Origin of the sequence: Methylobacterium sp. J-068, assembly GCF_022829445.1 — a bacterium.
Taxonomy (GTDB): domain Bacteria; phylum Pseudomonadota; class Alphaproteobacteria; order Rhizobiales; family Beijerinckiaceae; genus Methylobacterium.
Genome location: NZ_JAKSXY010000024.1, coordinates 1 through 22,241 on the forward strand (window position 1 = coordinate 1; position 22,241 = coordinate 22,241).

The window sequence follows — 22,241 nt, forward strand, 5'->3', positions numbered from 1 at the left end:
CCACACCGTGCTGTTCATCGAGCACAACATGGGCATCGTCATGAACATCTCCGACACCGTCCCGGTGATGCGGGCGGGCCGCGTGCTGGTGGAGGGGCCACCCGCCCACGTGCGCGACGACCCTGAGGTGCGCCGGGCATATCTGGGCAACATGATCACGGGCGACCTCACGCAGGCGCCCACGGCAACGGCTCCCGAGCCCAAGGCTCGCGAGGCAAAGGCCCCCGAGGCAAACGCTCCCGAGGCAAAGGCTCCCGAGGCATGAGCGGCCCCGTCGCCCTGAGCCTGGATGCGGTCCACGGCTATTACGGCAAGAGCCACATCCTCCAGGGCGTCAGCCTGGAGGTGCGGGCCGGCGAGATCGTCTGCCTGCTCGGCCGCAACGGTGCCGGCAAGACCTCGACGCTCAAGGCCGCCAGCGGCCTCCTCGCCCCGCGGGCGGGACGCGTGCGCTTCCACGGCACCGACCTGACCGGCTGGCCCGCCCACCGCATCGCCCGCGCCGGCCTCACCCTCGTGCCGGAGGATCGCGGCATCTTCAGCCTGCTCAGCGTCGAGGAGAACCTGGGCATCGCCGAGCGCCGGGGCTCGCCCTGGAGCCGCAAGGACATCTTCGCGATGTTCCCGCGCCTCGAGGAGCGCCGGCGCAACGGCGGGGCGCAGCTCTCGGGGGGCGAGCAGCAGATGCTGTCGATCGCCCGCGCCCTTCTGAGCGGCCCGAAGCTCCTCATGCTCGACGAGCCGGTGGAGGGGCTCGCCCCCGTCATCGTCGAGGAGATCGTCGGCCAGATCCGCGCCATCCGCGACGCCGGGGTGCCGATCCTGCTCGTGGAGCAGAATCTGGCCGTCTGCACCGGCCTCGCCGACCGGCACTACATCCTCGAACTCGGCCGCGTCGCCTACGAGGCCGGCAATGCCGACTTCGTGGCGGACGACGCGGCGCGCGACCGCTACCTCGGCGTCAAGGCCGCCTGAGCATCGGCGGCGTGAACAGGGAACACCATGTCGAACCTCACCATCGACGCCGAGCGCCTCTGGGACAGTCTGACCGAGACCGCCGCGATCGGCGCCACCCCGGACGGCGGCATCGCGCGCCTGACGCTGAGCGAGGACGACCGCCGGGTGCGCGACTGGCTGCGCGCCCGGGTCGAGGCCCTGGGCTGCACCCTCACGGTGGATGCCGTGGGCAACATGTTCGCGCTGCGCCCCGGCCGGAACCCGGATGCGAAGCCCATCGCCATGGGCAGCCACCTCGACACCCAGCCCACGGGGGGTAAATTCGACGGCGTGCTGGGCGTGCTGGCGGGCCTGGAGGTCCTGCGCACCCTCGACGGCGCCGGCTACGTGACCGAGGCGCCGCTTCTCCTCGTGAACTGGACCAACGAGGAGGGCTCGCGCTTCGCGCCCGCCATGCTCGGCTCCGGCGTCTATGCGGGCATCTACGGGGACGCCTGGGCCGAGGCGCGGGCGGATAGCGCCGGCACGACCTTCGGCGCGGCCCTCGACGCGATCGGCTATCGCGGCGCGGCCGCCCCCGGCGCGGTGCCGTTCGGGGCGATGTTCGAACTCCACATCGAGCAGGGCCCGATCCTGGAGGCGGAAGGCGCCGGCATCGGCATCGTGCAGGGCGTGCAGGGCATGCGCTGGTTCGAGGTCACCCTGGAGGGGCAGGCCGCCCATACGGGCTCGACCCCGATGCCGATGCGCCGCAACGCGCTGCTGGGCGCCGCCCGGCTGGTCGAGGCGGTGGATGCCGCCGCCCTCGCGCACGCGCCGGACGCGGTCGGCACGGTCGGTCACCTCGCGGTGTCGCCCAACTCCAACAACGTCATCCCGGGCCACGTCTTCCTCACGGTGGACCTGCGCCACCCGGAGGAGGCGGTGCTCGACGCCATGGAGGCGGCGCTGCGCGATGCCCTCGACCGCGTCACGGTCGGCCTCTCGCTCACCGGCCGGCTCCAGGCCATCGCCCGGACCGCGCCCGTCGCCTTCGACCCGGATTGCATCGCCTCCGTCCGGCGCGCCGCCGAGAAGGGCGGCCACGCCACCCGCGACATGGTCTCGGGCGCCGGCCACGACGCGGCGCACGTGGCCCGCCTCGTGCCCACCACCATGGTGTTCGTGCCGAGCGCCGGGGGCCTCAGCCACAACCCGGCGGAATCCACCGCGCCCGCCGAGTGCGCCTCCGGCGCGCAGGTGCTGCTCGACGCGGTGCTCGACTACGATGCCCGTCACACGCCCGCAGCCTGAACCCGTATCCGAGAGTCGCGCCCCCATGCGTATCGTCACCGCCCGGGTGAACCACGAGACCAACACCTTCTCGCCCCTGGCAACCCCGCTCGCCGCCTTCAACCCGGTCTGGGGCGGGGAAGCCCTGGCGGCGGCGCGCGGCAGCACCACCGCGCTCGGCGCCTTCATCCGCTTTGCCGAAGGGCGGGGCGCCGAAATCGTGGTTCCCGTGATGGCGCACGCCAACCCGAGCGGCCCGGTGGCGGATGCGGCCTTCGAGGCGCTCTGTGCCGCGATCCTCGACGCGATCCGTCCCGGCTGCGACGCCATCCTCCTCGACCTGCACGGCGCGATGGTGACGCAGAGCCACGACGACGGCGAGGGCGAGTTGCTGGCCCGCATCCGCGCCCTGGCGCCAGGCGTGCCCATCGGCGTCGCCCTCGACCTCCACGGCAACATCACCGAACGCATGGTCGCGAATTGCGACGCGCTCGCGGGCTTCAAGACCTATCCGCACGTGGACATGGCCGAGACGGGCGGGCTGGTGGCCGGCATCGTCGGGCACATGCTCGACGAAGGCCTGCGCCCGCACCGGGCCTGGGTCCACCCGCCGATGCTCGCCCACACCCTGCGCATGGACACCCGCGTGCCCGGCCCGATGCAGGAGGCGGTCGCGGCGGCCCGCGCGGCGGAAGGCCGCCCCGGCGTGCTCGCCGCGACGATCTTCGGCGGCTTCTCCCTGGCCGACCTCGCCGAGACCGGCGTCTCGGTGACGGTGACGGCCGAGACGCAGGAGGCCGCCGACGGGGCGGCGGCCGACCTCGCGCGCCAAATCTGGGCCGCCCGCGAAAAATTCGTCTACGACGAGGCGCCCCTGGCCGAGTCCATCGCGGCGGCGAAGGCCGCGCTGGCGGGGCCGGGCGACGGCCCCGTGCTCCTCCTCGACCACGGCGACAACTGCATGTCGGGGGGCACCTGCGACGTGATGGATGTGCTCGCCGCCGCCCTCGCGGCCGGGATGGACGGCATCGTCGCGGGTCCGATCTGCGACCGCCAAGCGGTCGCGATCCTCCAGGCGGCGGGCGTCGGGGCCCGGGTCGAACTCGGCATCGGCAACCGCGTGCCCCTGCCGGGCTTCGCACCCCAGGCGCCCCTGGCGGTCGCCGGCACCGTGGCGGCGGTCGGCGACGGCAGCTACGTCATCACCGGGCCGACCTATACCGGGCAACGCTGCGACATGGGCCGGGCGGCGGTGATCGATACGGGGGCGGCCCGCATCCTCGTCACCGAGCAGCCGCACGAGCCCTGGGACCTCGGCGTGTTCACGGGCTCGGGGCTCGATCCGCTCAGCGCCCGCGTGCTGATCCTGAAGTCGCGGATGTATTGCCGTCCGGTCTTCGAGCCCATCGCCCGCGCCGTGGTGGAATGCGCGAGCCGGGGCGTCACGAGTTCGGATTACGCGCTGTTCCCGTTCGAAAAGCTCGCCCGCCCGATCTTCCCCCTCGATGCCGGCGCGGCCTGGGCGCCGTGATGAACGCGCCGCAGGGAGAACCACCACCCGCGCCGATGCGGCGGATCAAGCTCTCGGACCAGATCGCCGAGGACCTCTGCCGCCGGATCGCCCGCGAGCGCCTGGCGCCCGGCGACCGGCTGCCGAACGAGCGCGCGCTGATGCAGCATTACGGCTGCGCCAAGGGCACGATCCGCGAGGCCCTGAAATCCCTGGAGGTGCAGGGGCTGGTGACCATGCAGTCCGGCCCCAACGGCGGCCCGGAGGTCCGTCCGATCTCGGTGGAGGCGGCGGCCCAGCAGCTGCGCCGCTTCCTGCACTTCCAGGAACTCGACTTCGCCCAGGTCTACGCCCTGCGCCGCAGCCTGGAGGTGGCCCTCGGCGCCAGCGTGGTCGGTCGTCTCGGGGCGGCCGATTTCCAGCGCCTCGAGGACAACATCGCCGCCTGCGAGGCGGCCAACGCGGAGGGCCGGCGCGGAACCGGCCGCATCGTCGAGGTCGATTTCCACGACATCCTCTGCGACGCCAGCGACAACCCGCTCCTCGCCTTCATGTGCCGGTTCCTGAACAGCCTGCTGCGCGACCTCGTGGAGTTCCGCAGCGAGAGCCTGACCGAGCACGAGGCCTTCGGCGCCCACAACCTCGCCAGCCACCGCGCCCTCGTCTCCGCCTTCCGGGCCGAGGATGCGGACGGCGTGCGCCGCGAGATGCACGAGCACATGTGCTGCGCCGAGCACTTCATGCAGCGGCTCGACGCCAAGTTCCGCAAGGACCTTCTCAGCACGCGGGTTCCGGGCGCCCGCGCGGCGGAGTAGGGGGCGCCCGGCGTCCGCGAAGGTCGGGGGGCGTCAGGTCCGGCCCGGTGCCCGCCAGCGCCGCAGGCTCCATCGGCTCGCGGGCTTGCCGGATGCGAGCCATTCCAGGGCGAGCGGACGATCCGCTCGGCGTGCGTGAGCGTCCTGATCCGGATGACCTTCCAGAAGCAGCGGTGGCGGTGCCGCGGGTCGTGCCGGAGGAATGATCTCGATGTGGATCCGGCGCGGCTCCGCCCTTCGCACCGGCACGGCTTCGGGCAGGAGCCAGAACCCGGTGAAGGCGCCGAGGCAGAGCAGCGCGATCACGGTCGCGTGCCAGTTCGGTGCGTCTTGGACCATGAGCAGCATCAAGCCGCCGAGCGCGAAGGCGGCCGCGATGGCTTTATTCGTGAGTCGATCCGCGATCATGCGACATGATCGCTGTCATTCTTCGCCATGCCGTGAAGCCGTTCGCTCGGTTTTTACCGATGTGACGGAAAAGAATGCTTGGGCGATCTTGTTGCAGAGATGGATTGGCTTGCGTGTGACGATACAGATGCCGCCATGACATGGAAACGGCGTGCGAAATCAATCGACAACCAGACAGATTCTCCTGCTCGACTCGGAGTCGTCTCGGTCCCGGCCCCGGCCGCCCGACGCTGGAGGTGTTCGGCGCCGTCACGGTCGAACCCGGACCGCTGCCCGCCCCTTTCCAGGCCGATCACGGGGCCCAGCCTGGCCGCACGGCCGGATTGTCTCGATCACGGCCCTGGCCTCCCCGTGAACGTCTGGTATACCAGTTCGGAGAGAAGGTTCGGGAGCGCCGCATGACCATCCTGTTCAGCCACGAGGCCGCCCTCGGGCACAAGACGCCGCACGGACACCCGGAGCGGTCCGAGCGCATGCAGGCGGTCAAGGACGCGCTGGGGACGGAGGCCTTCGCGGGCCTCGACCGGCGGGCGCCGGAGCCCGCGAGCCTCGCGACCGTGTCGCTGGCGCACCCGGAGGAATGGGTGCGGGCGATGATCGAGGCCGCCCCCGCCGAGGGGCTGGTCCACGTCGATTCCGACACGGTGCTGTCACCCGGCACGATCGATTGCGTCCTGCGGGGGGTCGGCGCGGCGGTCGAGGGGGTCGACGCGGTGATGCGCGGCGAGGCCCGCAACGCCTTCTCGGCCATGCGGCCGCCGGGCCACCATGCCGAGCGCACCCGGGCCATGGGCTTCTGCCTGTTCAACAACGCGGCCATCGCCGCGCGCCATGCCCGGACGGTGCACGGGGCCGAGCGCGTCGCCATCGTCGATTGGGACGTGCATCACGGCAATGGCAGCCAGGACATCTTCTGGGCCGACCCCTCGGTGCTGTTCTGCTCCACCCACCAGATGCCGCTCTATCCCGGCACCGGCGCGGTCTCGGAATCCGGCGACCACGACACCATCGTCAACGCACCCCTGAAGCCCGGCGCGGACGGGGAGCGGTTTCGCGAGGCCTTCACGTCGCGCATCCTGCCCCGGCTCAAGGATTTCCGGCCGGACCTCATCATCATCTCCGCCGGCTTCGACGCGCATTGGCGCGACCCGCTCGCCAACCTGATGCTGGAGGCGGAGGATTTCGGCTGGGCGACCCGCCAGGTCATGGAGGCGGCCGAGCAATCCTGCGGCGGCCGCATCGTCTCGGTGCTGGAAGGCGGCTACGACCTGCGGGGCCTGGCCGAATCCACCGCCGCGCACGTCTCGGCCCTGATGGAGGCGTGAGACCGTCTTTCCGCTCGATCGAAGCGGAAAGACGGTCTCGCTCAGCCCGCGTGGCGCCCGCGCGAAGCCCCGATCCGCCATCCCGAACGCGATCCCTCAGGGATCGCCGGAAGGGATCGAGCGGTTTGGTATGAGGCACACGCCATGACGGCGCGGGGCGGGCTTCCCAAACCGCCCCTGTCGCCCACCTATGTGCCGATGTTGAATGACCGCCGCCTCGCGCGCCTCACCGCCCGTGCCCTGCAGAACTCCCATGGACGCCCCGGCCACGACCGGCCCGGAACCCGCAAGATCGTCAGCTGGAACCTGCTGCGGCGGGTCGGTGCCAACGTCGCCGGCATCGCGGCGCTGATCGAGCGCGAGCAGCCCGACCTCGTGCTGATGCAGGAGGCCACGAAGGACATCGAGGCCCTGCAGGCCAAGGTCGGGGGGCATTATGCCTGGGCGCAGATGCCGGGGCGCATCCACGGCCTCGCGGTCTGGAGCCCGACGCCCTTCGCCTCGGCCCCGAAGCCGATCGAGCTGCCCGCGGGCGCGCTGTTCGACCGGGTGAGCCAGATCGTCGATCTCGGGCATTTCGGCGTGGCCAACGTGCATCTCTCGCACGGGCAGGTGCTGAACCGGCGGCAACTGCGCTGCATCGAGCAGAGCCTGCCCGAGCGCGCCGCCGTGATCGGCGACTACAACCTCGTCGGTCCGCCGCTGCTGCCGGGCTTCCGCGATGTCGGGCCGCGCCTGCCCACTCACGCCATGGCGCGCGTCGTGCCCCTGCGGCTCGACCGCTGCCTCGTGCGCGGGCTGACCTGCCACGGGCGCAGCGTGCTGCCGCGCGGGGATTCGGACCATCGCCCGATCATCGTCCATCTCGGCCCGAGCCAGGAGGCCGCCGCGCGCCAGGGCGCGGTCGAGGGCACGGGAAAGGTCAGAGGTATGGCAGCAGTAATCGGACGCCTGCGTCGCGCAGCCGGACGGGAAGACCGCGCCGCGACAGCGCCTCGCGGGTGAGGCGGACGTTCATCTTCTCCCGCATGAAGGCATCGAGCCGGCCGGCGAGTTCGGTGTCGTAGACCTCGACGTTGAGCTCGAAGTTGAGGCGGAAGCTGCGCGTGTCCCAGTTGGCGCTGCCGATGAAGCACCAGGCGTCGTCGACGACGAGGAGCTTGGCGTGGTCGAAGGGCGGATCGTCGAGCCAGATCCGGACGTCGCTGCGCAGGAGCGGGTCCACATGCGCCCGCGTCGCCCAATCGACCACGGCGTGGTCGCTCGCCATCGGGATGACGACGTCCACGGTGATGCCCCGCAGGGCGGCGAGCGAGAGCGCGCTCACCAGCACCTCGCTCGGCAGGAAGTAGGGCGTCATCAGGCGGATGCTGCGCGTGGCGCAGGAGATCGCCTCCAGCACCACGAGTTCGATCTTGCGCAGGTCCGCGTCCGGCCCCGAGGTGACGACCCGTCCTTGCGTCCCGCTCTGGGGTTCGAGGGCCGGAAACCAGTCCGGTCCCTCGATCTCCTGGTCCATCACGAAGGCCCAGTCGCCCGCGAAGGCCGCCGTGAGCTGCGCCACCACGGGCCCCTGAATCCGGAAATGCACGTCGCGCACGGGCTTGGGCGGGCTCGATGCGACGCGGTTCTCGTCCGCGATGTTGATGCCGCCCGTGAAGGCGAGCCGGCCGTCGACGATGAGCAGCTTCTTGTGGGTGCGCAGGTTCAGGAACGGCATCCGCCAGGGCAGCGCCGAGTGCATGAAGCGTCCCACCGGCACGCCCCGGCGCCTCAGGCCCCCGTAGATCGAGGCGAAGAAGTAGCCGCTGCCGATGCCGTCCACGAGGACGCGGACCGCGACCCCGCGCGCATGGGCCGCCTGGAGCGCGTCGAGGAACTCACGGCCGGTCGCGTCCTTGCGGAAGATGTAGCTCGAGAGCGCGATGGAGCGCGTCGCGCCTGCGATCGCCGCCAGCATCGCCGGGTAGACCGCATCGCCGTTGCGCAGGGTCTCGATGCGGTTGCCGGCCTGGAGCGGCAGGCCGGTGATGCGCCGAACCGCATGGTCGAGGGGCCGGAAGCGCTCCGGCAGGGGCGGCCCCGCCGGGGCCGCATCCTCCATGCGGCCCGGCTGCGACGGCTTGATCCCGAGCTTCTGCGCCCGGCGCGTGACCCGGTTGACGCCGAACAGGGCGTAGAGCACCCCCCCGAACACGGGCGAGAGCCAGACCAGCCCGATCCAGCCGATCGCCGCGCCGACCTCGCGCTTGCGCAGCAACACGTGGATGGTGATGAGGCCGGACAGGCCGGCGCCGATGAGCCAGAGGAGGTCGGTCCGGATCGACGCCAACCCGCCGAGCCATGACAGCAATGCCTGTTCCAACGCCGCTCCCGCACCTCAGGTCGCCGGGAGATACGCCAAGGTCGGCCGCGGCGCCATCGGGCCGGTGCGAGGCGGGGCCTCGCGTCCCATTCGGCCGGGAGGGGTTCCGTCATCCATGGGCCGGCGAAGATCGGGGGGGCGGTGCCCGCATGATCCCGGACAAGCATGGTCCCGGACAAACACGTGCCCGTCGTGAGTGTCGAAAGAAGGCCGCGCCACGTCGCGGCTCGGCGATCGAGCCACCGCGAAGCCGTGCGCGATCCGACAGGACGAGGTCGGATGTCACGCCAAATCCGGTCGATCCCTTCGGGATGGCGGATCTGGACTTCGCTCGGGCGCCGCGCGGGCTGAGCGATCCCGTCTGCGCTTCGATCGAGCGGAAGACGGTCCCACACCGAACGGCACCGGCCGCAGGATTTGGCGCGAGCAAGCAATGAGGGCCATGGCGGCCGGACAGGTGCGCGTACATCCGGCGTCACCCAGCGTCCGGGCACCATGGCCCCGTCCGATCCCGTATCGCGATCGGCCTGCCGGCAGATTACCGCCGACAGGGTTAACGAATCCTTGCGCTCGCCTCCGATCCGTCAGTTCGCGCGGCGCGAGAGCGAGATCGCGTAGGCCGGAGAGCGGATCGCGAACATCGGGTCGTCGGCCGGCCCGGCGACGCCCTCGGGCAGGTCCACGACCGGGTCGAAGGTGGCCGCGTCGCAGGTGGCCGCCGGCTCCAGGGCGGTGATCGCCAGGGTGCCGAGCTTGACCGACTTGCGGCTCTCCTCGGGCCATGGCGCCGTCGGATCGTTCGTCGGGTCGCCGGCCTCGCCGAGGATCGCCACGAGATCGAAGCGGGCCGGCCCCTGCGCCAGGCGCTCCTTCAGCTCGTCGGCGTAGAAGGCGTCGGGCTTGGCCTTGGCCTCGTCGTCGCCGAGGCCGAGCTGACCCGCCACCGCCACGGTCTTCAGCTTGGCGACCGTCGCCGTCCCCTTGGCGTCGGTGAGCGTGTAGGCGTGGACGCCCCAGTAATCGACGCCCGCGTAGCTCGCCGGGATCGGACGCGCGTTGAGCCAGGCGGCCTGGCGGGTGGTCTCGGGATTGGCCGCCGAGAAGGCCTTGATCTTGTCGGCGTCCGGCTTCCCGTCCGGTCCCGGCGCGCGCACGGTGGCGAACGCGAGCAGCTGCTCCGGCGTCTTCGTGCCGAAGACCGGCGCCGAGATGAACACGAACACCATGTCGCCGGCGGGGTCGGCGATCCGCATGGAGAAGCCGCGCGTCACGGGCTTGGCCTTGTCGGACACCTTCGGGTTGCTGCCGCCCATGGAGAACCGGGCCGTCACCGGCAGGGGCTTGGTGAAGTGCGGGGCCTTCGAGAGGCCCGGCGCCTCGGCGGACGGCGTGAACCCGCCCGTGACGCAGACGCCCTTGGCGCCGCTGCCGCGAACGTTCGGCTGGTTGCCGCCGGCCTTGAACAGGGCGTCGACGATGGCCTGGGGGTCGGCCTGCTGCGCGGACGCCGCCCCCGTCGCGACGAGGATCAGGGACGCGGCGCAGAGCAGGGTCGGGCGGATCGACGTCATGGGTGAACCTCCGGGAGCGGCCGGGCCTGCGGCCTGCAGGCCCCACGAACGGCTCTACGGTGGACGGATTGGAAAGGTTTCAAAGTGAAGCCCGGCCGTTCAAAAATCCGTGAGGGCACGAACGTGGTTCTCCCCTCGTGCCCCCGTTTCCGACGATGCGAAGGACGAAGCCGGCGCGTCGCGGCCGGCTCCGAGGTCGGGCCTACTCGGCGGCCTGGAGCACCGGCAGCTCCGAGTCGAGCGGCATCGGGTTGCCGCCGAGGGCCGCCGCGAGCTTCACGTCGTCGACCTCGCCCTCCCAGCGGGCGACCACGATGCAGGCCACCGCGTTGCCGATGAAGTTGGTGAGCGCGCGGCACTCGGACATGAAGCGGTCCACGCCGAGGATCAGCGCCATGCCCACCACCGGCACCGAGGGGACCACCGCGAGGGTCGCCGCAAGCGTGATGAAGCCGGAGCCGGTGACGCCGGCCGCGCCCTTCGAGGAGAGCATCGCCACGAGGAGGAGGAGGCCCTGCTCGCCGTAGGTGAGCGGCGTGTCCGTCGCCTGGGCGATGAAGAGCGCCGCCATCGTCATGTAGATGTTGGTGCCGTCGAGGTTGAACGAGTAGCCGGTGGGGACGACGAGACCGACGACGGGCTTCGAGCAGCCGGCGCGCTCCATCTTCTCCAGCAAGGAGGGCAGGGCCGACTCGGACGAGGAGGTGCCGAGCACGAGCAGCAGCTCTTCCTTGATGTAGCGGATGAGCTTGATGATGGAGAAGCCGTTGTAGCGGGCCACCAGACCGAGCACGCCGAGCACGAAGATGGCGGAGGTCAGGTAGAAGGCGCCGACGAGGTAAGCCAAGTTGGCGAGCGAGGCGATGCCGTACTTGCCGATGGTGAAGGCCATGGCGCCGAAGGCGCCGAGGGGGGCGACCTTCATGATGATGTTGACGACGCCGAAGATGGCTTCCGACAGCACCTTGATGATGTCGAGCACCGGCTTGCCGCGATCGCCCAGGAAGGCGAGGCCGAAGCCGAACAGCACCGAGAAGAACAGCACCTGCAGGATCTCGCCGCCCGCGAACGCCCCCACCGCCGTCGATGGGATGATGTTCATGAGGAAGTCGGTGATCGTCTGGGTCTTCGCCTTGTCGGCGTACATCGCGATCGACTTCGGATCGAGCGACTTCGGATCGATGTGCATGCCCGCGCCCGGCTGGACGAGGTTGGCCACGATCAGGCCGACGATCAGGGCCAGCGTCGAGAAGGTGATGAAGTAGATCAGCGCCTTGCCGCCGACGCGGCCGACCTTCTCGAGGTTGGTCATGCCGGCGATGCCGGAGACGACGGTGAGGAAGATCACCGGCGCGATGATCATCTTGACCAGCTTGATGAAGGCGTCGCCGAGCGGCTTCATGTCCGCCCCGACCTGCGGGTAGAAGTGGCCGAGGGTGATGCCGATCGCCACGGCGACGAGGACCTGGAAATACAGCGTCCGGTAGATCGGCTTGGGCTTCGGCGGCGCGTGGGGGGCGGTGAGCGGTGACGGTACGGCAACCATGATGGCGTTCTCCCGATGGGACGTGTCGAAGGATGTCGGCTCGAGTTCGGGGGCGGCCCCCGTCCCGTCCGCTCTTGGTCTTGCGCCGCGACGCGTCGGCCTCCGGAGTTCCGGCGGCGTCCGCGTCCCGGTCGAGAGCCCTGCGGTCGATGCAGGGCTGCGTTACCTCCACCGAATGGCAACCGGCATGCCAGCCGCCGGGCGCGCGAAAGTTTTCGTTAAGCGATTGAGATCAGAGTGGTTTTTTCGATGATGACGAAGTCCGCCCGGATGCGGTTTCCGAGAGTTCGGAAGTGGCCCCCGAATTCGGTCCGGAATCTCGCAGCGGTTCGGCCCGCGTGACGGGTGCCGCAGACCCGGCCGAGGGAACCGCCGCGCGGCCGCACGCGCCGAGCCGCCGGAGCCTCGTCCTGCTGGCGAGCCTCGCGGCGATCCTGCTCGCCGCCTGGGGCGCGGGGACGATCGCGGAGCGCTGGGCCCTGGCCGATCTGCGCCGCACGGCCCAGGCGGCCCTGGGGCTTCAGGTCGGCGCCCTGCGCGCCGAGATGCAGAAGCAGGCCTCGCTGCCCCTGGCGCTGGCCGCCGACCCCGAGATCGCGGCCGCCGCCGGCCCCTCGCCCGCGCCCGCCCTGCTCGACAGCGTGAGCCGGCGGCTGGCCCAGGTGGCGGAGGCCACGGGCGCGGCCGTGATCTACGTGATCCGCCCGGACGGGATCACGGTGGCGGCGAGCAACGCGGGCGCGCCGGGCAGCTTCCTCGGGCGGGACTACGCGTTCCGGCCCTATTTCGAGCAGGCGATGCAGGCCGGCGCCGGATCGCAATTCGCCCTCGGCACCGTCAGCGGGCGGGCCGGCCTCTACCTCTCCCGGCGGATCGGCAGCGCGGGCGGCGTCGTCGTGGTCAAGATCGAGTTCGATGCGGTGGAGGCCGCTTGGCGCAAGGCCGGGGACGGGGTCTTCGTCGCGGACGCGCGCGGCATCGTCCTCGTGGCGAGCGAGCCGTCCTGGCGCTTCACCACCCTGCGGCGGATCGACGAGGCCGAGCGCCGCCGCATCCGCGAGACCCTGGAATTCGGTGCCGGGCCCATCGAGGCGATGCCGCTCTATCCGATCGCCGGCGCGCCGGATCTGGTGCGGGTGGGCCAGGGCGCGCAGCCGGCCCGGACCGCTCTCCTTCTCGGCGCGCCGATCCCCGGCACCGGGTGGCGGCTCTCCACCCTGACGCCCCTCGGGGGCACGGTGGAGCGCGAGCGGGTCCAGGCCTGGATCATCGCCGCGCTGGTCACGGGCCTCGCCTGCCTCGGCCTCACCGCGCTGGCGGGCCGGGGCCGGCGCAGCCGGGAGCGCCTCGCGCGGGCCTCGGCCCAGCGCGACGCCCTGGAGGCCCGCGTGCGGGAGCGGACCCTGGAACTCACCGACGCCAACCGGATGCTGCGGCTCGAGATCGAGGAGCGCCGGCGGGCGGAGGCCGAGCGCGAGCGCCTGGGGCGCGAGCTCGCCCAGGCCGGACGCCTCGCGGCGCTCGGCCAGTTCGCCGCCAGCATGGCGCACGAGATCAACCAGCCGCTCGCCGCCATCCGCGCCTATGCCGACAACGCCGCGATCCTGGTCCGGCGCGGCCGGGCCGAGGAGGCGGCGGAGAACACCGTCGCCATCGGTCGGCTCACCGACCGCATCGGTGGCCTGACGCGCCAGCTCAAGGGCTTTGCCCGGCGCTCCTCGGCCCGGCGCGAGCCCGTGCCCCTGGACGCCGTCCTGCGCAACGGGCTGGAACTGGTGGAGGCGCGGGCCGCCGCCGCCGGCATCCCGCTCGCCGTGGAGGCGGCATCGCCCGATCTGCACGTGCTCGGCGACGGGCCTCGCCTCGAACAGGTGGTGGTGAACCTGCTCCAGAACGCCCTCGACGCCGTGACCGGCCAGCCCGGCCCCCGTGTCGGGCTGCGGGTGCGCGAGGCGGCGCCGGACCGCGTCGCGATCGAAGTCCACGATACCGGGCCGGGCCTGCCCGAGGCGTTACGGGCGCAGGTCTTCGACGCCTTCTTCACCACCAAGCCGGACGGGCTCGGGCTCGGGCTCGCCATCGCCCGCGGAATCGTCGAGGATTGCGGCGGCAGCCTCACCGTCCTGGACGACCCGGCGGGGGGCACGGTCTTCCGTATGGAACTGGCCAGGGCTCCGGTGCCGAGCGAGGCTCCGGCATCGGTGCAGGCCCCGGCACACGGGGCCGCCATGGCGGTTGCGCCGCTGGAGGCGACGACGTGAGCGAGACCACAGGGACGCCGATCGCGGCCGAGCGGGTCGTCTTCATCGACGACGAGGCGGATGTCCGCCACGCCAACCGGCAGAGCCTGGAACTCGACGGGTTCACGGTGGAGACCTTCGGAGCGGCCGGGCCGGCGCTCACCGCGATCCTGGCCGACCCGCCGGGGCTCGTCATCACCGACGTGCGCCTGCCCGACCTCGACGGGGTCTCGCTGTTCGCGCGCCTCCGGACGATCGATCCGGAACTGCCCGTGATCCTGATCACCGGCCACGGCGACATCCGCATGGCGGTGGGCGCCATGCGCGACGGCGCCTGCGACTTCCTGGCCAAGCCCTATCCGGCCGAGGCCCTGCTCGCCTCCGCCCGCCGCGCCCTGGATCGCCGCCGCCTCGTGATCGAGAACCGCCAGCTGCGCGCCCGCCTCGACGCGGCGGTGGAGGAGGACCCGGCCTTCCTCGGGGTCTCGCCCGAGATCGTGCGCCTGCGCCGGCTCGTGCGCGAGGTGGCGCACGCGGACGTGGACGTGCTCGTGTTCGGCGAGACGGGTTCGGGTAAGGAGGTGGTGGCGAGCGCGCTCCATCGCTGGGGCGGGCGGGCCAAGCGCAACTTCGTCGCGATGAATTGCGGGGCGCTGCCCGACAGCGTCGTGGAGAGCGAGCTGTTCGGCCACGAGGCCGGCGCCTTCACGGGCGCCCTGAAGCGGCGCGTCGGCCGGATCGAGCACGCGCAGGGCGGCACGCTCTTCCTCGACGAGATCGAGAGCATGCCGCTCGGTCTCCAGGTCAAGATCCTGCGCGTGCTGCAGGAGCGGGTGGTGGAGCCCCTCGGCACCAACGAGATCCTGCCGGTCGACATGCGCGTCGTGGCGGCCACCAAGGTCGATCTCGGCCAGGCGGCGGCGCAGGGCAGCTTCCGCGACGATCTCTACCACCGGCTCAACGTCATCACGATCGCGATCCCTCCCTTGCGGGAGCGGCGCGAGGACGTGATCCTGCTCTTCCACGAGTTCCTGCGCCGGGCGGCCGCGCGCTTCAAGCGCGAGGTTCCGGCGATCGGCGCCGGCGTGCTGGAGCACCTGCGCCGGCACGACTGGCCGGGCAACGTGCGCGAACTCGGCCATTTCGCCGAGCGCTACGCCCTCGGGCTGGGTCAGCAGGACATCGCGGCCCCGGAGCCCTTCACCGCCGGCACCCTGGCCGAACAGGTCGACCGGTTCGAGCGGGGGCTGATCCGCGAGGAACTGATCATGGCGGGAGGCGACGTGCGCCTCGCGGCCGAATCCCTCGGCACGCCGCGAAAGACCCTCTACGACAAGATCGCCCGGCACGGTCTGACGCCGACCGATTTCCGCTGAGGGGGCCGGGCAGGCGGGCCGGAGCCCGCCCGTCCATCCGTTCGCGATCAGTCGTTCTTCACCGTGCCGTCGGCATGGACCTTGATCTCCTGCTCGCGATCCGGGAGGGCGACCTTGATCTCGTACTCGACGGCCTTGCCCTCGCGCTCGACCTCGGCCTCGTAGGCCTTGCTGCCGGGCACCTTCTGCTCGGCCAGGGCGATCGCGTCCTTGAGCGAGACCTTGGCGTTCTGGAAGTCGGCGGGCTTCAGGCGGGTGAAGTAGCGCTCGATCGGCTGGTTCTCGGTCTTGTACAGCTCACCCGTGTCGGCGTTGATGCCGTACTCGATCAGCTTGCCGCTCGGGTAGACCACCTTGATCGCGTAATGCGCCGGGTTCTTGCTGCCGGCCTTCTCGAAGTCGGCGTCGATGGCGCGGCCACCCTTCTCCTCGCCCTTGGCCTCGGCGGTGGCGATGGCCTGGGTCAGGCTGGTCTTGGCGACCAGGGCGACCTTGAATTCCTTGGCGTCCTTGTCGGCCACGGCGGTGGGCGTCGGGGTGGCGGGCGTCGTCGGGGCCTGGGCCAGCGCGAGGCCGGTGCTCAGCGCGAGAAGGCCGGCGGCGGTGGCGAAGCGGGTGAGCATGGCGGGTGGTCCCTTTCCGGGTTGTCGAAGGACCCTGAAAACGACCGGCCGCCCGGTTGGTTGCCCGCCTTCGCCCGAAGTTTTTTTCGTCCCGGAAGCTCGTCCCGCGACGTTTTCTCACCGGAGGCTTTTCGTGGGCTCGGCCCTGTCACACACCGTCCGTCCGCTCTCGTTCCAAGAGCGGCGGGGTCAGCGCGAAGAGGTCCTTGATGCGCCAGGCGTAGCGGGCGAGGTGCGAGCGATAGGGCGCGAAGGCCGCGGCGACGGCCTGCGTGTCGGCGCGGCCGGTCAGGCGCCGGAGGCGGCCGACCGCCGCGACGTCGCCGTCCGGCCAGATGTCGGGATCGCCGAAATGGAAGATGCCGATCATGTCGGCGGTCCAGGGGCCGACCCCCTTGATGCGGCACAGGATGGCGGAACGCTCCGCGTGCGGCCGGATGCCGAGGGTGGCGTCCAACAATCCGGCCTCGTCCGCGGCGCGGATGGCCTGGAGCGCGCGCACCTTGTTGCCCGAGATGCCGCAGGCCCGCAGGACGGCCTCGTGGGCGGGGACGAACAGACCCCATGGCGTCAGTCCCATCCCGGCGGCGGCCGCCTCGACGCGGGACCAGATCGCCGCCGCCGCCCGGATCGAAAGTTGCTGGTTCACGACCTCGACGCAGAGTCGGTCGGCCACGCGCGTCTGTGCCGGTGGCTCGATCGTCAGGGGGCCGACGCGCGCGATGGCCTCGGCGAGCGGCGCGGACAGACGGCCCGCGACACTCAGAACGTGGTGATGGACGGAATCGCGCGGCATGTCATGTTCCGACGCGCGACAGGGTTGGGCGCGCCCGGGCCCCCGTGTCCGGGGCCGCGGGCATCACCCGGGATGTCTTCAGCGGTCGCCGCGGCGCTCGCGACGCTCCATCCGCTCCTCGCGGCGCTCCATGCGGTCGTCGCGACGATCGGGATCGACGCCGAGCACGCCGCCGACCGTTCCGGTCGCGGCTCCGACGGCACCGCCGACGATGCCACCCACCGGCCCCGCGGCCCGGTTGCCGTCCTCCACTCCGCGCTCGGCGCCGCGCACGGTGCCCTGCGCCTGGGCCGAACCCATCAGGGCGACGGGGGTGAGCAGCAGGGCGGCGGTGATGATGATGGACTTCATGGGAAGTCTCCTGTGTTCGTCTCGAGGAGCTCCGCTCGCGTGGTGCGAGCCGAGCGGGCGTGTCCTCTCAACGGCTGAGCGCCGGAAAGGTCCCATCCCCTCTGCCGGCGCCCCAACGGTTCGGGCCGCCGGCCGAAGGCCAATCCCGGAGGCGGCGGCCGGCGATCAGTACGATCCGACCTTGAGTTCCCATGTGGGCAGGACGGCCGACCGCTCGCCATAGGTCGTGCCCGGGAAGATGAAGGGTGTCCCGAGACGGCGCTCGTATTCGTCGAGATGGGTCCGAACCTCGTCCGTGTACCCGATCGTCTGGAAATCGTAGGTCGACTGATTGTCCCACGACTCGCAGAAGCGGAGATCCTCGGCCGAGATCGTGGGATCGATGCCGTTCCGGATGTTCGCCAGGATGGCGGCGATCGGGGCGGAGCTGTTGATCTGAACCGCGTTCGATCCCGGGATGAAGGCCATCGACGCGTGTGGCGACTGATCCAAGGAGAACAGGTCCGAAAACCTGAGGCGCTCCGGGGACTCGATGTCCGGCCTCCTGCTCTCGAGGCCGATCGTGAAGTAGGATTGATTGATCAGGAGTGAGGTCAGGACGATCTTCTGGTAGATGGGCGATTGCGAAAGGTACAGGCTCAGGTCTTTCGCGAGGTCTTCCTGGCCATGCATCAGCCCCGGATTGATCCGGAAATACTGGAACATCAGCGGGATCTTCGTCAGGAACGGGGTCGAGAACAGGACCTGTTCCGGGTTCAGGCGCGGGAACAGGTAATCGTAGCTCACATCGAGCTTGATCAGGCTGAGAAGATCGGGCTTGTATCCGAAATAGCAGAAATCCGTGTAGAAGAATGGCAGGGACGGCACGAGGGACGGCGCGAAGATCCTGTATTGCAGCAGATCCCGCGGCCAGCCCGGCAGGGGTGTGGTGGCCTTGTCGATGGTCCCGTTTCGGAAATCCAACAGGAAGGTCTTGATCGCATCCGTCAGTTCCAGCTTGTCCGACCTGATCTTCAGGACGAAGTGGTCGTCGGGACAGGCCATCAGGCCGTAATGGAGGGATTTCATCTGGTTGATGAACCACCCGAGCCAGCGGACCTTCGGCTCCTGGGTTTCGACGATGTAGGCATCCATGGATTCGAGTTCGGCCCGGATGTCGGGCGCCTCGTTCAGGGCTCCGATCCAGGTCGAGAAAACGAAATTGTCGATGACGCCTTCTTCTTTCCAGCGTTTGACGATGCCGACTTTCTCTCGGGTTTTCTCCGCGTCCCTGACCAATCCGGTAAATAGAACCGTGATCATGTTTGCTCCTCTGAAACGTCTCGTATCCGGTTCGACGCCGTAGGGGGCCGCGCCAAGGTCGGCACCACGCATGCCAAGAAGCGTCGTGACGATGCAAGCCGGATTCGCCGTCCCAGCGCGGAATGGTCGGAGCGGCGGGCGCTTTTGCATCGCATCCGTTCCAGCCGCTCGGCCTGACGAGGCCCGCCCTCGGCGATACGGGCGTGCCGCCTTCCGGGGCGAGCGCCGCTTCCCCTCCCGGCGCGCGTCTTGTCGCTGTCGGCGCACCGGCCGCCTTGGTCGGACGAGCGCCGATCTGCCGGAACTCCGCGCACATGCGGTGGCTGCGATCCCGGTTCGGTGCCAGCCAAGTCGATCGGCGCCGTGGTCGAGTCGTTTTCGCCTGACAAATAGATCTCATGGACGAATGGAACGAAAAAGCCCTCAATTTGAGATTGCGGTTCGCGACATCCGAGTAAGCGATTCATGGTTTTTCAACGAATGTCTCGCAGTCATGGTGCAGATCCTTATGGGGGCTGATCCGGAATGCCGTCAGGCCGATGGAACGACATGCCGGAAGAGATGGTCATACTGCGTCGAGCGTGCGGGTTCATTGGGGCGGATCGGATTTCGACCCGTCTGGACCCCGTCGGCGCATGAGTTGCGAGCCGACCGTGCGCTCCAGGGGAGGGTTTCCGACGAGACATTCAGTGTTGGGCCGCTTCCGGTCGGACCGGAGCGGTGCCACCGCAGTCGAGTTCGGTCTCGTGGCGCTGCCGTTCTTCACATTGCTGGCGGCGATCATCGAGATCGCCTTCCGGATCTGGGCCGCCCAGAATCTGGATTACGCCTTGCAGAAGGCGAGCCGCTCGCTGTTCACCGGCGCCTTCCAGGTGGCCAATAGCGGGCAGAGCGATCCGAGCGTCCTGCTGGGGCGCCTCAAGACCAATGTCTGCAACGCGGGCACCCTGATGGGGGTGTTCGACTGCCAGTCCATCAAGATCGACGTGACGCTCAGCACGTCCTATGCGGGCGGGAGCGTCCCGAGTCCGCTCGATTCCAGCTCGGGGGATTGGGCCTCGAATGCCGGGACCCAGTACAGCTGCCCGCAGCCGGGATCGATCGTCATCGTCTCGGCGGCGGTGAAGTTTCCGGCGTTCTTCACCTTCCTGAAGCTGAACCCCAACACCTTCGCGGACGGCTCCCAGCTGCTCCAGTCCACGGCCGTCTTCCGCACCGAGCCCTACCAGACGACCTCGAGCACGGGCTGCGGGACCTGACCATGCGTCCGCCCCGACGTTTCCCGCGGCGATGGAGAATGTCCGGCATGGGCCGGCCGACCCTGCGCGCCTTCCTGCGCGACGCGGCCGGGGTCTCGGCCCTCGAATTCGCGCTCATCCTGCCCATCATGCTCCTGCTGCTCGTCGGTATGACCGAGATGTCGAACGGGATCGACGCCTGGCGGAAGGTGACCCTGCTGTCCCGTGCCGTCGCGGACCTGACGGCGCAGGGCGACAAGCAGAACCCGATGAGCGCGGCGACGATGGCCGACATCCTGAAGTCGTCCAAACTCGTCCTGCGCCCCTTCGACGCCACCAACGCGCAGATCGTCGTCAGCGCGCTCGGCGTCGACATCAAGAACCTCGCGCTGAAGCCGCGTGTCTGCTCCAGCGCCGCCACGGCCAACGCCAAGGCCCGCGCCGTGGGCGTCGCCTCGGACCTGAACGTTCCGCCCGGATTCCAGGTGACGGGCACGCGCTACATCCTGGCCGAGGTGACGATGCCCTACGCGCCGATGCTGGGCAGCGCCCTGGTGAACCAGCTCGGCGGCAGCAACGGGCAGATCACCCTCGTGGTCAGCACGCCCTGGCCGACGCGGGGCGGCCAGCCCTACGGGCTGAATCCGAACAGCGAAGTGATCCTGCCCAACGGCTCACCCTGCGCCTCTTGAGGGCGGCCATCCATTCCGGAGGTTAACCGTGCGTCGGCTTCGTCTCGCCTCTCGCCCCCTGGCTCACCGCATCGCCCCCCGCCGCTTCCTCGTCGCCCGCGAAGGCAACGTCGCGGTGTTCTTCGCGCTCGCGAGCCTGCCGCTCCTCGCCTTCGCGGGGGCCGCCATCGATTACGGCACGGCCACGCGCACGCACGCCAAGCTCCAGGCCGCCACCGATGCCACGGCCCTGAGCCTGTGCCAGAGCGCCAGCACCACGACGACGGCGCAGATGCAGATCCAGGCCCAGACGATGATGGCCGGCTACATGGGGGCCGACGGCCTGACGGTCGACCCGCTCGTGGTGACGGCGAACCCGCGCAAGGTCCTGCTGACGACGCATATGAGTTCGCCGGCCCTGTTCGGTCAGATCACGAAGACGCTCGATCTCAATCCGGCCGCCTTCGCGCAATGCGCGACCCCGATGCCCAAGACCTTCGAGATCGCCCTCGTCCTGGACACGACGGGGTCGATGGGCTCCTCCGCCGGCACCACGACGAAGATGCAGGCCGCGCAGCAGGCGGCCGCCAACTTCATCGACTACGTCCACAACAACCCCGCCTTCACGGCGGAGACGCGGATCTCGATCGTGCCCTTCGCGGCGGCGGTGGCGGTGGACCCCGCGACCTACCGGACGGCGACCTGGATCGACCAGCTCGGCAAGTCCTCCTATCACTGGACCAACGTCACGGGGGCGACGGCGGCGGGCTTCACGAGCCGCTTCGGGATCTTCGATTCCCTGAAGAGCGTGTCGTCGAACTGGGGCTGGGCCGGGTGCCTCGAGACGCTGCCCTATCCCCTGAACGTTCAGGACGGAAAGCCGGGCGCCAGCGCCGATTCCCTCTACGTGCCGATGTTCGCCCCCGACGAGCCCGGCTCGGGCAACACGACCTATACGACCTATGGCGGCAACTACAGCTTCAACAGCTACCTCAACGACTCGACCGGATCGAACAGCTGCAAGGCCGATCCGAGCCTGAGCTTCGCGGCGGCCGAAGCCAGGGCCTGCAAGTACACCAGCCCGCAGGGCGCCGCGTCGACCACCTACAACAGCTATATCGGCCTGCCGAACGGGCCGAATTTCGCCTGCACGAGCCAGCCGCTCCAGCGCCTCACCAGCGACGTCACCGTGCTCAAGACGCTCGTCGGCACGCTGAAGCCCCAGGGCGCGACCAACATCCTGGAGGGCCTGATGTGGGGCTGGCGGACCCTGTCGCCCAACAGCGTCTTCGCCGACGGCGTGGCCTATTCCACCGCCAACGTGAACAAGATCATCATCCTGATGACGGACGGGGCGAACAGCTGGAGCGACAACCCCTACACCAACTACAACCAGACGCTCTTCTTCTCGATGGGGTACTTCAAGAACGCCGACGGCTCGACCCCGAACGGCCGGCTGCCGGCCGCCTACCAGAACCTGTCGAACACGACCCAGGCGCGCGGCGCCCTCGATGCCCTGACGCAGGCGGCCTGCGGCAACGCCAAGAGCACCGGCATCCAGCTCTACACCATCGGGTTCAGCACGTCGGGCGATCCCATCGACGCGCAGGGCCTGACCCTCTTGAACGCCTGCGCGAGTTCGCAGAGCCAGGCCTTCGTCGCCAACACCTCGGACGCGCTCATCGCCGCCTTCGACCAGATCGCCAAGAGCATCGGAACGCTGCGCCTGACGCAGTGATACCAAATCCGTCTGATTGACTCGTCTGGGGATGCCGCTGGTCTGTGAGGTTGTTAGGGTCTGTGTCCTGTCTCTGGGAGGCGGACATGGCCTACATAGCTGATCACTTGAGTGTCGCAGAACTGGGCCGTCGGGCT

19 protein-coding genes and 1 pseudogene are annotated in these 22,241 nt (G+C 69.9%); 12 read left to right on the plus strand and 8 right to left on the minus strand.

Annotated features, from left to right (window positions below; genetic code table 11):
- The 5 genes and pseudogenes from MKK54_RS01715 to MKK54_RS01735 form a co-directional block, all read left to right on the plus strand.
- Positions 1–265: pseudogene (locus MKK54_RS01715) on the plus strand (hypothetical protein); the annotation flags it as partial.
- Positions 262–975, plus strand: a complete 714-nt coding sequence (locus tag MKK54_RS01720; protein WP_244008779.1) for an ABC transporter ATP-binding protein — start codon at positions 262–264, stop codon at positions 973–975. The pseudogene MKK54_RS01715 and the gene MKK54_RS01720, both read left to right, overlap by 4 nt.
- Positions 976–1,002: 27 nt before the next feature.
- Positions 1,003–2,250, plus strand: coding sequence for a Zn-dependent hydrolase (locus tag MKK54_RS01725; protein WP_244008780.1), 1,248 nt, complete (start codon positions 1,003–1,005; stop codon positions 2,248–2,250).
- Between the two features lie 25 nt (positions 2,251–2,275).
- The gene (locus tag MKK54_RS01730) at positions 2,276–3,760 is read left to right on the plus strand and encodes a M81 family metallopeptidase (RefSeq protein ID WP_244008781.1); all 1,485 of its coding nucleotides are present in this window, start codon (positions 2,276–2,278) and stop codon (positions 3,758–3,760) included.
- Positions 3,760–4,554, plus strand: coding sequence for a FadR/GntR family transcriptional regulator (locus tag MKK54_RS01735; protein ID WP_244008782.1), 795 nt, complete (start codon positions 3,760–3,762; stop codon positions 4,552–4,554). Before MKK54_RS01730 ends, MKK54_RS01735 begins: the two co-directional genes overlap by 1 nt.
- A gap of 33 nt (positions 4,555–4,587) precedes the next feature.
- Here the strand turns inward: MKK54_RS01735 and MKK54_RS01740 are convergent, their stop codons facing one another.
- Positions 4,588–4,962: a hypothetical protein gene (locus MKK54_RS01740; RefSeq protein WP_244008783.1), complete on the minus strand. Its 375-nt coding sequence runs from the start codon at positions 4,960–4,962 to the stop codon at positions 4,588–4,590.
- A 398-nt stretch (positions 4,963–5,360) separates the two neighbouring features.
- On the opposite strand from MKK54_RS01740, the gene MKK54_RS01745 reads away from it, so the two are divergent.
- Positions 5,361–6,287, plus strand: coding sequence for a histone deacetylase family protein (locus MKK54_RS01745; protein ID WP_244008784.1), 927 nt, complete (start codon positions 5,361–5,363; stop codon positions 6,285–6,287).
- A gap of 144 nt (positions 6,288–6,431) precedes the next feature.
- Positions 6,432–7,292 (plus strand): endonuclease/exonuclease/phosphatase family protein, encoded by an 861-nt coding sequence (locus MKK54_RS01750; RefSeq protein ID WP_244008785.1) that lies wholly within the window; start codon positions 6,432–6,434, stop codon positions 7,290–7,292.
- On the opposite strand, the gene MKK54_RS01755 is transcribed toward MKK54_RS01750, so the two are convergent.
- From MKK54_RS01755 to MKK54_RS01765, 3 genes are all read right to left on the minus strand, one after another.
- A complete protein-coding gene (locus MKK54_RS01755; protein ID WP_244008786.1) occupies positions 7,210–8,652 on the minus strand; it encodes a phospholipase D-like domain-containing protein in 1,443 nt (480 codons plus the stop codon). The two genes, MKK54_RS01750 and MKK54_RS01755, sit on opposite strands and share 83 nt — an antisense overlap.
- Positions 8,653–9,236: 584 nt before the next feature.
- Positions 9,237–10,223 (minus strand): catalase family peroxidase, encoded by a 987-nt coding sequence (locus tag MKK54_RS01760; RefSeq protein ID WP_244008787.1) that lies wholly within the window; start codon positions 10,221–10,223, stop codon positions 9,237–9,239.
- A gap of 202 nt (positions 10,224–10,425) precedes the next feature.
- Positions 10,426–11,769, minus strand: coding sequence for a dicarboxylate/amino acid:cation symporter (locus MKK54_RS01765; protein WP_244008788.1), 1,344 nt, complete (start codon positions 11,767–11,769; stop codon positions 10,426–10,428).
- A 338-nt stretch (positions 11,770–12,107) separates the two neighbouring features.
- On the opposite strand from MKK54_RS01765, the gene MKK54_RS01770 reads away from it, so the two are divergent.
- Positions 12,108–14,030 carry an ATP-binding protein gene (locus MKK54_RS01770; protein ID WP_244008789.1) on the plus strand — a complete coding sequence of 641 codons (1,923 nt, stop codon included), beginning with the start codon at positions 12,108–12,110 and terminating at the stop codon, positions 14,028–14,030.
- On the plus strand, positions 14,027–15,385 hold the full coding sequence (locus MKK54_RS01775; RefSeq protein WP_244008790.1) for a sigma-54-dependent transcriptional regulator: 1,359 nt from the start codon (positions 14,027–14,029) through the stop codon (positions 15,383–15,385). The genes MKK54_RS01770 and MKK54_RS01775 overlap by 4 nt, the downstream gene beginning before the upstream one ends.
- A gap of 47 nt (positions 15,386–15,432) precedes the next feature.
- Here the strand turns inward: MKK54_RS01775 and MKK54_RS01780 are convergent, their stop codons facing one another.
- From MKK54_RS01780 to MKK54_RS01795, 4 genes are all read right to left on the minus strand, one after another.
- A complete protein-coding gene (locus MKK54_RS01780) occupies positions 15,433–16,008 on the minus strand; it encodes a PepSY domain-containing protein (protein ID WP_244008791.1) in 576 nt (191 codons plus the stop codon).
- A 148-nt stretch (positions 16,009–16,156) separates the two neighbouring features.
- Positions 16,157–16,804 (minus strand): DNA-3-methyladenine glycosylase family protein, encoded by a 648-nt coding sequence (locus MKK54_RS01785; RefSeq protein ID WP_244008792.1) that lies wholly within the window; start codon positions 16,802–16,804, stop codon positions 16,157–16,159.
- Positions 16,805–16,882: 78 nt separating this feature from the next.
- The gene (locus MKK54_RS01790) at positions 16,883–17,155 is read right to left on the minus strand and encodes a hypothetical protein (RefSeq protein WP_244008793.1); all 273 of its coding nucleotides are present in this window, start codon (positions 17,153–17,155) and stop codon (positions 16,883–16,885) included.
- A gap of 165 nt (positions 17,156–17,320) precedes the next feature.
- Complete coding sequence (locus tag MKK54_RS01795) at positions 17,321–18,724, minus strand: hypothetical protein (RefSeq protein ID WP_244008794.1); 1,404 nt, start codon at positions 18,722–18,724, stop codon at positions 17,321–17,323.
- Between the two features lie 422 nt (positions 18,725–19,146).
- Between MKK54_RS01795 and MKK54_RS01800 the strand changes: the two genes are divergently transcribed.
- Genes MKK54_RS01800 through MKK54_RS01810 form a run of 3 tightly spaced genes read left to right on the plus strand, consistent with a single transcriptional unit; the run spans position 19,147 to position 22,104 of the window.
- The gene (locus MKK54_RS01800) at positions 19,147–19,716 is read left to right on the plus strand and encodes a TadE/TadG family type IV pilus assembly protein (RefSeq protein ID WP_244008795.1); all 570 of its coding nucleotides are present in this window, start codon (positions 19,147–19,149) and stop codon (positions 19,714–19,716) included.
- A gap of 47 nt (positions 19,717–19,763) precedes the next feature.
- Positions 19,764–20,387 (plus strand): TadE/TadG family type IV pilus assembly protein, encoded by a 624-nt coding sequence (locus MKK54_RS01805; RefSeq protein ID WP_244008796.1) that lies wholly within the window; start codon positions 19,764–19,766, stop codon positions 20,385–20,387.
- A gap of 28 nt (positions 20,388–20,415) precedes the next feature.
- Positions 20,416–22,104, plus strand: coding sequence for a TadE/TadG family type IV pilus assembly protein (locus MKK54_RS01810; protein ID WP_244008797.1), 1,689 nt, complete (start codon positions 20,416–20,418; stop codon positions 22,102–22,104).
- The last annotated feature ends 137 nt before the right edge of the window (positions 22,105–22,241 follow it).

What these genes read in the sequence shown, in the direction of transcription:
- MKK54_RS01750 (WP_244008785.1), top strand. Translation starts at nt 6,432, where the DNA reads ATGACGGCGCGGGGCGGGCTTCCCAAACCGCCCCTGTCGCCCACCTAT.
- MKK54_RS01765 (WP_244008788.1), bottom strand. Translation starts at nt 11,769, where the DNA reads ATGGTTGCCGTACCGTCACCGCTCACCGCCCCCCACGCGCCGCCGAAG.
- MKK54_RS01785 (WP_244008792.1), bottom strand. Translation starts at nt 16,804, where the DNA reads ATGCCGCGCGATTCCGTCCATCACCACGTTCTGAGTGTCGCGGGCCGT.
- MKK54_RS01805 (WP_244008796.1), top strand. Translation starts at nt 19,764, where the DNA reads ATGGGCCGGCCGACCCTGCGCGCCTTCCTGCGCGACGCGGCCGGGGTC.
- MKK54_RS01745 (WP_244008784.1), top strand. Translation starts at nt 5,361, where the DNA reads ATGACCATCCTGTTCAGCCACGAGGCCGCCCTCGGGCACAAGACGCCG.
- MKK54_RS01790 (WP_244008793.1), bottom strand. Translation starts at nt 17,155, where the DNA reads ATGAAGTCCATCATCATCACCGCCGCCCTGCTGCTCACCCCCGTCGCC.
- MKK54_RS01780 (WP_244008791.1), bottom strand. Translation starts at nt 16,008, where the DNA reads ATGCTCACCCGCTTCGCCACCGCCGCCGGCCTTCTCGCGCTGAGCACC.
- MKK54_RS01725 (WP_244008780.1), top strand. Translation starts at nt 1,003, where the DNA reads ATGTCGAACCTCACCATCGACGCCGAGCGCCTCTGGGACAGTCTGACC.
- MKK54_RS01735 (WP_244008782.1), top strand. Translation starts at nt 3,760, where the DNA reads ATGAACGCGCCGCAGGGAGAACCACCACCCGCGCCGATGCGGCGGATC.
- MKK54_RS01740 (WP_244008783.1), bottom strand. Translation starts at nt 4,962, where the DNA reads ATGATCGCGGATCGACTCACGAATAAAGCCATCGCGGCCGCCTTCGCG.
- MKK54_RS01720 (WP_244008779.1), top strand. Translation starts at nt 262, where the DNA reads ATGAGCGGCCCCGTCGCCCTGAGCCTGGATGCGGTCCACGGCTATTAC.
- MKK54_RS01730 (WP_244008781.1), top strand. Translation starts at nt 2,276, where the DNA reads ATGCGTATCGTCACCGCCCGGGTGAACCACGAGACCAACACCTTCTCG.
- MKK54_RS01760 (WP_244008787.1), bottom strand. Translation starts at nt 10,223, where the DNA reads ATGACGTCGATCCGCCCGACCCTGCTCTGCGCCGCGTCCCTGATCCTC.